A 12,231-nucleotide genomic window follows, 5' to 3' on the forward strand; every position below is an offset into this window, starting at 1 on the left:
AGCAAGAAGCTGAAAACGCAGCAAAAGCAGCAGCTGACAAACGCAAAGCTGAAGAAGAAGCGCTTAAAAAAGCAGAAGCTGAGCGCAAAAAGCGTGAAGAGGAAGCAAAAGAGCGTGCTGCTGAGGCCGAACGTAAACGCCAGCAAGCAATGCAAGAGCAAATGTTACAAGAGCAACTTGCCAAAGAGCAGGCTGCCCGTAGTAAAATACGTCAGCAACAAGTGGTGAGCGAAGTTGATAAGTACCGTGCATTAATTATGGCGCGTATTCAGCAAAACTTACTGATTGATGAAAAAATGAAAAACCAACAGTGCCGAGTTAATATTCGTTTGGGCTTTAATGGTTTAGTAACGCAAGTTAAATCATTAGGTGGCGACAAGTTAGTATGTGAAGCTGCATTAAGAGCAGTGCGCATGGCTGACACATTACCGGTATCTAAAGATAAAGACGTATTCGAAAAACTTAAGAATATTAATTTAACAATCAAGCCAGAATTTTAAAGGAATGATATGTTCAACAAAATAAAAATAGCCTGTTTAGTTTTACTGTTTGGGTTTACGGGTGTTGCTAATGCAGCGCTTGAAATTGTAATAACAGAAGGTGTAGACGGTGCAAGGCCTATTGCCATTGTACCTTTTAAATACCAAGGTGTTGGTCCAATTCCTGAAAAGCTAAGTGGTGTTATTGCTGCCGATTTAATGCGCAGTGGTAAGTTTAAACCTGTTGATGTGGCGCAAATGCCGCAACAGCCAAGTAAAGATGGCGAAATTGATTATGCGTCTTGGGTTAATAAAGGTGTTGAAGCTGTTCTTGTTGGTGAGGTTGAACAACAAACTGATGGGCGTTATTTAGTTCGTTATGAGTTAGTTGATGTGATTCGCGGCCAAATTACCGGTGGCAATACGCAAATGATGAGTAACGGTAAGTTAGTTAAAAGCCAAGATCATATTTTAGAAGCGCGTGAAAGTGTTATTGGCGAGAGTGGTTTTCGTCGTTATTCACACCGCATTAGTGATGTTATTTATGAAAAGCTAACGGGTGAAAAGGGCGCGTTTTTAACTAAAATTGCATATGTAATAGTACGTGATAACGAGCCTAAACCTTATCAGCTAGTCGTTGCTGATTACGATGGTTTTAACGAACAGGTATTACTTCGTTCAAAAGAACCATTAATGTCGCCAGCATGGTCACCAAATGGTACTAAACTAGCGTATGTAACGTTTGAAAACCGTCAAAGCCAAATTTACATTCAAGATATATACACAGGTAAGCGTGAAATAATAGCAAGCTACCGTGGTATTAATGGTGCACCGCAGTTTTCGCCAGATGGTAAAAAGCTATTATTAGTGCTTTCTAAGGATAAGACGGGTGCGACAGAAGTTTACATGCTTGACCTTGCTACACGTAAGGAAACACGCTTAACAAATCATCGTAGCATAGATACTGAGCCATCTTGGTACCCTAATGGCCAAGATATTGTGTTTACATCTGAAAGGGGTGGTAATGCTCAGATTTATAAGTTAAATTTAAAAACAGGTAGGTCACAACGACTCACCTTTGATGGTGATATGAACCTTGCTGGTTCTATAACACCAGATGGAAAAGAATTAGTGATGGTTAACCGTACCAACGGGCAGTACCATCTTGCTAAGAAAGAGCTGGCTACAGGTGCGTTTCAAGTATTAACGAGAACACGCCTAGATGAATCACCGAGCATAGCGCCAAATGGTTCGATGATTATATACAGCACGCTCCATAATAATAAACAGGTACTTGCGCTAGTATCGATGGACGGCCGCTTTAAAGCACGGTTACCTGTGCTAGACGGACAAGTAAAGGCACCAGCTTGGTCGCCATACTTACAGTAATATTACTGGTTTACTCAAAATAGGAATCTACTCAATGCAACTTAACAAAATACTTAAAGGCCTGCTAATTGCTGTGCCAGTAATGACATTAGCAGCTTGTAGCTCATCTTCTGATATTGATGAAGGTGCTGCAAACCAATCAAATCAAGGCGTTGTTGAGCAATCAACTAACACTGATACAGTTGAAGTAGCTACAATCTCTCCTGAGCAACAAGCAGAAGAGCAACTTCGTCAAAAGTACGAAGCACTTCGTCAAGAGCAAGTAATTTACTTTGACTTTGATAAAGCGACTGTTGAAGGTAAGTACGCAGATTTACTTCGTGCACATGCTGAGTTTTTAGTTCAAAACCCATCAGTTAAAGTTCTAATTGAAGGCCACGCAGATGAGCGCGGTACTCCAGAGTACAATATTGCACTAGGTGAGCACCGTGGCCAAGCAGTTGAAAAATACCTATTAAGCTTAGGTGTTTCAGCTAGCCAAATGTCAGTGGTAAGCTACGGTGAAGAGAAGCCAATGGTTAAATCTCGCACTGAATCAGCTTTCGCTAAAAACCGCCGTGCGGTACTAGTTTACTAAGATAAGAGATATTATGAAGCCGAAAATTATTTTGGCAGCCATGATATTGAGCGGGAGCACCCAGTTAATGGCTGCTCCCGCTCCTGTTTCAGAAGCTGCAAGTTCACAATCAAGTATTGAGAAGCGATTAGCGTCGCTTGAGAATATGATGCAGTCGCGTAACTTTTTACAAGTAGAGTTACAGCAACAACTTAACTTGTTACAAGACGAAGTAAGTCAAATTCGCGGTGTAACTGAAGAGCAAAGCTACAAACTTGAAAAAGTACTGCAGCGTCAGCGTGAGTTGTATCAAGAGATTGAAAACCGCGTGAGCCAGGCTTATACACAGCCAACAGCAGCTCCAGTAGTCGATCAGGCGCAGCCAAACGATGCACAGAGCTACAGCAGTGACTTATCTGAAAATGAAGCGTACGAGCGTGCTGTTGCGTTAATAATGAAAGATAAACGTTATGATCAAGCGATTCCTGAATTTCAAACGTTTTTAACTACCTATCCAAACTCTGTATATGCGTCTAACGCGCATTATTGGTTAGGGCAGTTGCTTACTATTAAAAATGATGGCGTAAAAGCGGTGGAGCATTTTAAAGTGGTTGTTAACGAATTTCCAAATTCTAATAAACGCCCTGATGCAATGCTAAAGTTAGGCACACTTTTACAAGATCAAGGTTCAGCGGCGCAAGCACAAAAAATATTGAGCGATCTTATCAATCAATACCCAAGTACTACCGCTGCAAAACTAGCAACTGATCGTTTGGGAAACTAAAGTTCACCAGCGATTAAATTTCTAGTTAAGGCGAGCAAACTACATGGAAACTCTCGAAGAATCTTGGATTTGCATGTAGTTTGAGCACAAACGGTTTAATTTTGTGCATCTAGACATAAAAACTTAAAAAAAGAGACAATTTCGGTTGCACTCATTTTATAAATAAGTATTATAAGCGCCCGCAGCAAACGAATGGTTACCCCACTCGAAATGCGACAAAAAGAGCGGGTTATTAGCTCAGTTGGTAGAGCAGTTGACTTTTAATCAATTGGTCGATGGTTCAAATCCATCATAACCCACCATTCTTTGAATGGTCTTTTATCGGCGGATTTACGTACAATACTAAGTTGTTATAAAACGCAACGTCAGAGCGGGTCATTAGCTCAGTTGGTAGAGCAGTTGACTTTTAATCAATTGGTCGATGGTTCAAATCCATCATGACCCACCATTCTTTATTCCTTGTGAATACGGTTTGGCATCAATCGGCGGATTTACGTAAGCTTTAACTTAGTAATAAGTTAGCAACTGGAATGGGTTATTAGCTCAGTTGGTAGAGCAGTTGACTTTTAATCAATTGGTCGATGGTTCAAATCCATCATAACCCACCATTCTTTATTACTTGTGAATAATGACTGGTTCCAATCGGCGGATTTACGCAAAGTAGTAAGTTGCATTTAAACGTAACAATAGAGCGGGTCATTAGCTCAGTTGGTAGAGCAGTTGACTTTTAATCAATTGGTCGATGGTTCAAATCCATCATGACCCACCATTCTTTATTCCTTGTGAATACGGTTTGGAATCAATCGGCGGATTTACGTAAGCTTCATTCATAATTGAATAAGTGCATAGAGCGGGTTATTAGCTCAGTTGGTAGAGCAGTTGACTTTTAATCAATTGGTCGATGGTTCAAATCCATCATAACCCACCATTCTATGAAAAGTTATATAAGAGCGGGTCATTAGCTCAGTTGGTAGAGCAGTTGACTTTTAATCAATTGGTCGATGGTTCAAATCCATCATGACCCACCATTCTTTTATTCCTTGTGAATAGAATTTGGCATCAGTCGGCGGATATACGTAAGCTTCATTCTTAATTGAATAAGTGCATAGAGCGGGTTATTAGCTCAGTTGGTAGAGCAGTTGACTTTTAATCAATTGGTCGATGGTTCAAATCCATCATAACCCACCATTCTATGACAGTTTAATCGGCGGATCTACGCAAGCTTTTTACAAAGCAGATTTATATTAGAGCGGGTCATTAGCTCAGTTGGTAGAGCAGTTGACTTTTAATCAATTGGTCGATGGTTCAAATCCATCATGACCCACCACTCTCTAATACTTTCCTTTATATTCTTTTTTAATTTCCCACTTTATTTTTTATAAACAGCCTTACTAGTTCGCTGTTATTTGCTTTCATATTCTCGTATAATTCGCCCTAATTAATGCACTGTAGATAAGTGGTCGAGAACATGAGTCTAGCTCAAACTATTATGCCTGAAGGTTATATTTTTCCCCCTAAGCCAGCACCGTTAACACAAGACGAGCAAGGCGAATATAAAGCGCGTATAAAACAATTACTAAAAGATAAAAATGCAGTACTTGTTGCCCATTATTATACCGATCCTGAAATTCAAGCACTTGCTGAAGAAACCGGCGGCTGCGTTGCCGACTCGCTAGAAATGGCGCGTTTTGGCGCACGTCACGATGCAGATATGATTATTGTTGCGGGCGTAAAATTTATGGGCGAAACTGCCAAAATTTTAACGCCAAATAAAACGGTTGTTATGCCAACGCTTGAAGCAACATGTTCGTTAGATATTGGCTGCCCGATAGACGAGTTCTCTGCGTTTTGCGATCAGCACCCTGATCGTAAAGTAGTTGTATATGCAAACACCTCTACGGCTGTTAAAGCACGTGCAGATTGGATTGTAACTTCATCCTGTGCACTTGAAATAGTAGAGCACCTCGATGAGCAAGGCGAAAAAATCATTTGGGGCCCAGATAAGCACCTTGGTAGTTATATTCAAAAAAATACCGGTGCTGATATGCTTATGTGGAATGGCGCATGTATTGTACATGACGAGTTTAAAACAAAAGCACTCAAAGACATGAAAGCGCTACACCCAGATGCAGGCGTTTTAGTTCATCCTGAGTCACCAGCAGAAATAGTTGCTCTTGCCGATTCGGTTGGATCTACGAGCCAATTGATCAAAGCAGCGCAAACAATGGACAACAAAAAGTTTATTGTAGCAACCGATCGCGGCATCTTTTATAAAATGCAGCAACTATGTCCAGATAAAGAGTTTTTTGCGGCTCCTACGGCAGGTGAGGGCGCTTCATGTAAAAGTTGCGCTCATTGCCCTTGGATGGCAATGAATGGCTTAAAAGCGATTGAGGAAGCCCTAATTGACCCTAAAGGCAAAGAAGTATTTGTTGATATGGATTTACGCGAAGGCGCACTTAAGTCACTTAATCGCATGCTTGAATTTACCGCGAGTATGGCTAAGTAACCTAAACTCTGGCTAGAGAAAATAAATTTAAATATCATCATATTCAATACGTAGTAAATCTCTTAATCAGAGTTCAGGTTAAGTCATTTTTAAAGTATAAATTATAAACGGTTAAGTCTTAGATTTAGCCGTTTTTTTGTGCCTATAGGTAAGTGTTGCTTGATTAGTAAGCATTTAAAGGCCCAAATTTAAAAATGCCTTGCACCTTAAGGGTCTATTTCATACTATAGCGCGCTGTTGCATTACACAATTGCAGCACCGTGGAGGGATGGCTGAGTGGCTGAAGGCGCACGCCTGGAAAGTGTGTTTAGGTTTATCCCTAACGAGGGTTCGAATCCCTCTCCCTCCACCATTATTCTTAGAGCCCAGTTATTAATATCGAAAGGTAACAATAACTGGGTTTTTTAATGCCCTCAGAATGACTAATTATTTACTAAGCAAAGTGTCGATAACATGCCGACAAGTTCATGTTTTTCGATTGGTTTTGAAACGTAACCATCAAATAGCTGCCTGTATATTTCTTTTTGTTCTGTAAAAACATTAGCAGTTAATGCAATAACAATTTGTTCGCTATTAAGCGCCTTAATTTTTTTACATGCCTGAAGACCATCCATTTTTGGCATTTGAATGTCCATAAAAATAATGTCTGGTTTGTGTAACTCGTATAATGAAATCGCTTCTAAACCATTGTTGGCAATAATAATGGTGGCTTTAGTTGGTTCAAGCATCGCAGCTGCAACAAGCTGATTTATTTTATTATCTTCAGCTAATAAAATAATTTTTCCAGATAGGTCAGGAAGCTCAATATTTTTGGTTGTTAATGTGCTGTCATCCACCTGCGCTTGTTTTAATGGTAAGTAGACATAAAACTGACTCCCTGAACCTAACTGGCTTGTTACTTTAATTTCGCCATTCATAAGGCCTATTAATGATTTAGTGATGGGTAAGCCAAGGCCCGTACCACCATATTCACGCGTGGTTGATTGCTCAGCTTGTTCAAAGCGCTCAAACAATCGATCAATTGCTTGCTCAGAAATTCCAATTCCGGTGTCTGATATACAACAACATATTCTGCTTTCCTCAGTTAGCCTAAAGGTTACTGTAACGCCACCTTGAGATGTAAACTTAATCGCGTTAGATATTAAGTTTAAAAATACCTGCCTGAGTCTAACTGGGTCGCCCACCCAATGCTTGTGCTCTATATCAATCACAAATTTAAGGTAAATGTTTTTATCTGTTGCTTGCACACCTAAGTCTGACTCTAAGTGATGAATAAGTTCAAAAAAATCAAAAGGCTTATGCTCTAATGAGAGCTTGCCAGCCTCTATTTTAGAAAAATCAAGAATATCGTTAATAATGGTGGTGAGTGCTCGAGTTGAATACAGTGATTTTTTTAAATACTCTTTTGATTTTTCATTAAGCGGTTGTTCTTGTAATAGTTGTAATGTGCCAAGTATACCGTTCATCGGGGTTCGTATTTCGTGGCTCATATTTGCTAAAAACTCAGACTTAGCCTGCGATGCTTGCTCAGCAAGTTCTTTTGAGTGACCAAGGGCTTGCTCGTGGTCAATTTGTTCTGTTAAATCGTAAGCAATACCTAAGTAGCCAACGGTATCTCCTTCGTTATTTAACAACGAAGTGACGCTTAAATTAACTTGTATTTGCTCGCCTGTAGAAGAAATATATGTCCATTGATTAATATCTGGCTCTGTTGCTGTTGCTTTTAGGATAAATACTTCAAAACTAGGGGGTACAGGTTTATTTAATTCAGCACTAAGTAGTTTAGCTTTTTTTATAATTTCTTCTTTTAAATGAAATATGCCAGGGTTTTTAATGCCAATAACATCTTGCGCTTTGTAGCCTAATAACTTTTCTGAGGCGGGATTAAATAGAGTGATTAAGCCGTTTGTGTCGGTCGCTATAATTGAATAACTAGCACTGTTTAAAATACTTTGTTGGAGCATGCTCATATCGGCTATTTCTTGCGTACGTTGTTTAACTTCGCTTTCTAGTTTTAAATTTGCTTGCTGCAATGCGAGTTTATTTTTTTTAGCCTGAAGTGTTTTTCTCTTAATTCTTTGGTTTCTTCTAAAAATAAACAATTGCATTAAAAAAACTACAAACATACAGCCAATAGTGGCGAAAGAGCCATTAACAATAGCTTGATACCGACTAGGGAGATGAAGGTTATAAATAAAGGCGTCTGAGGCATCAATGGTAATTTTCCACGTTCTACCCATTAATTTTATAATTTTAGTTAATTGATAATCGTTAGTTTTGCTTTTTATGCCATAACTAAAAAAATCAGTCTCAGTATTGTTATTGATATCACTTATCGTTAGTTGATTTTCATCAAGGTGTGAAAGTGAGTCTAAAATTTTATCAATTAACAACGGCGAATATGCCCAACCTAAAAGCTCATTAAGGCGCTGTTTTTTATTATCAGAAATAGTAATGGTTTTATATATTGGCACTAATATTAAAAAGCCTTGTTGCGAGAGTTTATTCGCTTGTACTAAAGTCAGTGGCGCCGTTAATTGGGTTGTATTATTTATGGCAGCATTTAGTGCTGCCTGTTTGCGTATGCTCTCAGATCCAATATCTAATCCAATTGCTTGTAAGTTTTTTTGCTCAGGAAAAATATATTGAATTATAAAATGCTCATCACTAGTCGCTACGAGTGTATTCAAATTAAATGTCTGATCGGGTCTATCGTTTTTTGCATCATTCAAAAATTTATTTAATTGCTCAACGCCAACTTTTTTTATATAGCCAATACCATTAGCTCCAGGGAATTCTTTAGCGTAGTTACGGCTCCCAGAGTAGTTAGTTATGGCTTGATAGTTTAAGTTATTTGCACCTATCCCATGTACAAAGCCCTTTAAACCAAATAGCCCATATTGATACAAATCGAGCCTACTGTTAATACCTGTAGAAAGCGATGATAGGCGGTTATCAAGCGCATTGTTTATTTTATTTTTTATGGCTTCTTGGTGTTTAATATGAGCAAAGTAGGTAAGTATAATGCCCGCAACTAATAAAATGACGTGAGGAAGCAGTGAGATTAATAACCCTTTATTAACCGGTCGTGCTTGAATCATTAATTAATCCTTTTTCATGAGTCGCAGTAAGTGTGTTTCTATTTTAATAACGTGATAAATATAGCACCTATTATTCAAGACACAACTTTGTTATTAATTGGAATGTATATATTTTATAGAGGTTTAGAGTAGGGGGAGTCTAAAAAGTTGATTTTAAGCCTCAAGATAAAATTAAAATACATATAAATATAATAATTTATAAATTCTGCATCACTTTATAGATACCAACAAAAGTAGTAGCAAAAGGCGCTGGTTTTTGTGCCTATTGATTTTTAGAAGAAATCAGCTGCTCATAACTTTACTTAGGTAAGTTTAAATCAAGTAAAATTTAGTTAATATTATGAGACTTTTTTAAATAAAATTAGCGACTTAGAGACGAGTGAGCAAGAGGTAATCTTTACCAATTTTTACAATTCATCCGAAATAAAACAAACTCTTACTATTTTATAATATAAAAATTAAAACATTATAAATTTATATTGTTCTATATTTATTAGCATGAAAGAAAGGTAATTACTTGAAATGTAATTACCTTATGACATGTTTGCCGTGTAGGTCAAAAAGCATACACATCCCTATGTGCTGCACAGTAAAAACTTAAAAAACAAGGTAACGGAGATAACTATGGCTCACCGAGTATCTAAATTACTTGCGGCAACAGGCGCAGTATTAACATGCATTTCTATTCCTTCGTATGCTGCTGTTAATGGGCTGACAGAACAAGATGAATTTAATTTAAAACTTAGATCAATTTATTTCGACCGTGACTACGATAACGACGCAAGTGACGATTCAACTTTTGCTCAAGGTATAGAGCTCAATTACACATCAGGTTATATAAATGATTTATTGAGTGTGGGTGTATCGACTTACACCGTAATGAATATTAACTCTACAGGTTCAGCCGCAGGTAATATTTTACCAGCAGGTAATGAGAGTGGTGGAGTAGACGATAGCTTTTCTAAATTTGGTCAATATTTTTTAGATTTTAAATTGGGCAAAAACGGTCACGTTAAAGTAGGTGGGCAAAAAACCAAAAGTATGCTTTTAAAAAGCTCAGGCAGCCGTGCTATTCCTAATACTTTTCGAGGTGTTTTTGGCGACTATAAAATCGGCAACACTAAATTATATGGTTACGTATACGACAAATGGAGCCGTCGACATGATGAAAGATGGGAAGACTTTTCTACCGACCAATCGGCAGCTGGCGCCATTAGCGTAATTTGGGGCGTAGGTGCTACGCATAAAAAAGACAACATAACATTAGAGGCTGAATATTTAAATTCGCACAATTATCTAAGTAAAATGGGATTAAAAATTAGTTACGACATTAAACTTGAGCAAAGTAAGTTAACCCTTTCAACTGGCATATTTACCTCACAAGATGATGGTGATTTATTTGTGACAGGTGCAGAGGGCGGTGATTTAGATGATGAGGATGCACCTGATGCTTTAACAGGTTTAACTAAAAGTGAAAACGATGGATTTGCCTATTACTTAGATGCTGATTGGAAAAAAGATATTTGGAGTGTAGGTGCGGCATTTACTAAGGTAAGTGATGCTTGGATTGAAGATAACTTTAGTGGCGATCATGGTACAAACCCATTTCCAACTCGCTCATTGATTGGTGCCGATTTAACAAATCAAAACGAGGCAACGTGGCAGGCACGTTTTGGCATTGATTTAAAAGCAGTATCGCCAGGTTTAACAACAAAGTTTTACTACACAAGCGGTAGCGATGCTGAAAACTCTGCGCTGGGTAAGTTAGCTGGCACAGCTGATGAAAAATATTGGGCTGTAGATACGCGCTATAAAGTTGAGAAAATAAAAGGCTTAAGTTTGCGCTGGTTATTTGTAGATTATACAACCGAAAAATCAGGCAGCGTTGATGGTGTTAAAGGCGACAGAGCCGACCACCGAGTTTATGTAGATTACACTATTAAATTTTAAAATAACGTTTAATAAGCCAATGCAAATTTATACATTGGTTTTATTTCCTTTATTAATTACCACTATGATAAAACTAACAAATAGATAATAAAAATAAAGCTAATATATGTTTTCTCTTCAACAGTGGCAATCGCAGGGCCAATTCACTCATATTTCTGGCCATCAAATATTTACAAAAATAGCTGGTGATATAACTAAGCCTGCGCTGCTTTTAATACATGGCTTTCCAAGTGCTAGCTGGGATTGGGAAGGTATGTGGCAAACGCTTAGTGAACATTATTTTGTAATTACGCTCGATATGCTAGGTTTTGGTTTGTCAGATAAACCAATAAACGCTACTTATAAAATTACCGAACAAGCCGACTTATATACCCAATTTTTAAAAACGTTAAATATTAATGACGTACATATTTTAGCTCATGACTATGGCGATACAGTGGCTCAAGAGTTATTAGCAAGGCAAGTGGTTAGCCAAAGTGACTTTAAAATAAACAGCGTGTGTTTTTTAAATGGTGGGTTATTTCCTGAGGTGCATAAACCATTATTTATACAAAAGCTTTTACTTTCAAAGCTAGGTTGGATAGTGCCAAAATTAATGAATAAACAAAAATTTGCCAATAATTTAGTTACTATTTTTAGTAAAAGTACACCGCCCTCAAAACAAGTGGTAGACACACTTTGGGAGTTGCTAATTTATAAAGATGGTTTAGCCGTTATGCCTAAACTCATTAGCTATATAAAGCAGAGACAGCAAAACCGAGAACGCTGGGTTGGTGCCATCATAAATAGCAATATACCACTTACGTTTATAGCAGGCGCAGAAGATCCTATCTCTGGTAAGCACATGATTGAACATTATAAAAAGCTTATTCCGAATGCGCGCGTACAAGAGTTTGTAGAGCTTGGGCATTATCCGCAAGTAGAAAATCCAGATGCTATTACGCAGGCTTATTTGGATTTTAGAAATTGCCAATAAAAACGCGGCACTAAATTAAGTGCCGCGTTTATAAATTAATAACTCTGAGTATTTAGGCTTTGAACCTTAATATTTTTTCTTCGGTGCTTTTAATTGCTTTTCAAACTCGTCTGAAAACAATATCGTGCCGTCGTCTTCCTCTGTAGGGAAGGCTGCAATAAGTAGGTCATCTTCTTCAAGGCCTGGTGTCCAGCGACTAAACCAGTCAGCAAGTGGAATTGCTTTAGCGCTGCAGCCAGCCCATTCGCCAGTTGCCCATGCTTCTGCAAATTCGCGAGTTGGCCAAACTGGCACACAGTCGTCATCTTCGTTGGCAAGCATAACGCAGCCATCATCGTCGTTTAAAATCCATACTTGTTTAAATTGTTGTACGGTTTCGAACATATAGGCTAGGCGTTTTTTTGCCCCAAGCCCTAAAATTACAGCTTGTTCTTCGCTTAAATTTGGCGTTGTCATAATTAGCTCACTCTTAATTACTATATCTAAA

9 protein-coding genes and 9 tRNA genes are annotated in these 12,231 nt (G+C 38.1%); 16 read left to right on the top strand and 2 right to left on the bottom strand.

Features of this window, described 5'->3' with window-relative positions; genetic code table 11:
- The 14 genes from tolA to H5118_RS13145 all read left to right on the top strand — a co-directional run.
- Nucleotides 1-500 (top strand): cell envelope integrity protein TolA (tolA, locus tag H5118_RS13080; protein ID WP_182712992.1); only part of this gene is annotated, 500 nt, incomplete at its 5' end.
- A gap of 9 nt (nt 501-509) precedes the next feature.
- Nucleotides 510-1,868, top strand: a complete 1,359-nt coding sequence (gene tolB / locus H5118_RS13085; RefSeq protein ID WP_138488837.1) for a Tol-Pal system beta propeller repeat protein TolB — start codon at nt 510-512, stop codon at nt 1,866-1,868.
- A 34-nt stretch (nt 1,869-1,902) separates the two neighbouring features.
- On the top strand, nt 1,903-2,445 hold the full coding sequence (gene pal, locus H5118_RS13090) for a peptidoglycan-associated lipoprotein Pal (protein WP_002960636.1): 543 nt from the start codon (nt 1,903-1,905) through the stop codon (nt 2,443-2,445).
- Between the two features lie 13 nt (nt 2,446-2,458).
- Nucleotides 2,459-3,208 (top strand): tol-pal system protein YbgF, encoded by a 750-nt coding sequence (gene ybgF / locus H5118_RS13095; protein WP_033021320.1) that lies wholly within the window; start codon nt 2,459-2,461, stop codon nt 3,206-3,208.
- 226 nt (nt 3,209-3,434) lie between these two features.
- A tRNA-Lys gene (locus H5118_RS13100) sits at nt 3,435-3,510 on the top strand.
- A 70-nt stretch (nt 3,511-3,580) separates the two neighbouring features.
- Nucleotides 3,581-3,656, top strand: a tRNA-Lys gene (locus tag H5118_RS13105).
- An 84-nt stretch (nt 3,657-3,740) separates the two neighbouring features.
- A tRNA-Lys gene (locus tag H5118_RS13110) sits at nt 3,741-3,816 on the top strand.
- Between the two features lie 85 nt (nt 3,817-3,901).
- Nucleotides 3,902-3,977: transfer RNA gene (locus tag H5118_RS13115), tRNA-Lys, on the top strand.
- A gap of 83 nt (nt 3,978-4,060) precedes the next feature.
- Nucleotides 4,061-4,136, top strand: a tRNA-Lys gene (locus H5118_RS13120).
- Between the two features lie 24 nt (nt 4,137-4,160).
- Nucleotides 4,161-4,236, top strand: a tRNA-Lys gene (locus H5118_RS13125).
- A gap of 84 nt (nt 4,237-4,320) precedes the next feature.
- A tRNA-Lys gene (locus H5118_RS13130) sits at nt 4,321-4,396 on the top strand.
- Between the two features lie 63 nt (nt 4,397-4,459).
- Nucleotides 4,460-4,535 (top strand) — tRNA-Lys (locus H5118_RS13135).
- A 141-nt stretch (nt 4,536-4,676) separates the two neighbouring features.
- Complete coding sequence (gene nadA, locus H5118_RS13140) at nt 4,677-5,717, top strand: quinolinate synthase NadA (protein ID WP_182693277.1); 1,041 nt, start codon at nt 4,677-4,679, stop codon at nt 5,715-5,717.
- Nucleotides 5,718-5,979: 262 nt separating this feature from the next.
- Nucleotides 5,980-6,069: transfer RNA gene (locus tag H5118_RS13145), tRNA-Ser, on the top strand.
- A 70-nt stretch (nt 6,070-6,139) separates the two neighbouring features.
- On the opposite strand, the gene H5118_RS13150 is transcribed toward H5118_RS13145, so the two are convergent.
- On the bottom strand, nt 6,140-8,818 hold the full coding sequence (locus tag H5118_RS13150; protein ID WP_182733260.1) for a CHASE domain-containing protein: 2,679 nt from the start codon (nt 8,816-8,818) through the stop codon (nt 6,140-6,142).
- Between the two features lie 624 nt (nt 8,819-9,442).
- Between H5118_RS13150 and H5118_RS13155 the strand changes: the two genes are divergently transcribed.
- Together H5118_RS13155 and H5118_RS13160 are read left to right on the top strand one after the other, a co-directional pair.
- Nucleotides 9,443-10,768 carry an OprD family outer membrane porin gene (locus H5118_RS13155; RefSeq protein WP_182733259.1) on the top strand — a complete coding sequence of 442 codons (1,326 nt, stop codon included), beginning with the start codon at nt 9,443-9,445 and terminating at the stop codon, nt 10,766-10,768.
- A 106-nt stretch (nt 10,769-10,874) separates the two neighbouring features.
- Nucleotides 10,875-11,744, top strand: a complete 870-nt coding sequence (locus H5118_RS13160) for an alpha/beta fold hydrolase (RefSeq protein ID WP_182694196.1) — start codon at nt 10,875-10,877, stop codon at nt 11,742-11,744.
- 66 nt (nt 11,745-11,810) lie between these two features.
- Here the strand turns inward: H5118_RS13160 and H5118_RS13165 are convergent, their stop codons facing one another.
- Nucleotides 11,811-12,200: a DUF2750 domain-containing protein gene (locus H5118_RS13165; protein WP_002962412.1), complete on the bottom strand. Its 390-nt coding sequence runs from the start codon at nt 12,198-12,200 to the stop codon at nt 11,811-11,813.
- Between the last annotated feature and the right edge of the window lie 31 nt (nt 12,201-12,231).

The sequence above is a fragment of the Pseudoalteromonas sp. SR41-1 genome (genome assembly GCF_014164015.1).
Lineage (GTDB): Bacteria > Pseudomonadota > Gammaproteobacteria > Enterobacterales > Alteromonadaceae > Pseudoalteromonas > Pseudoalteromonas distincta.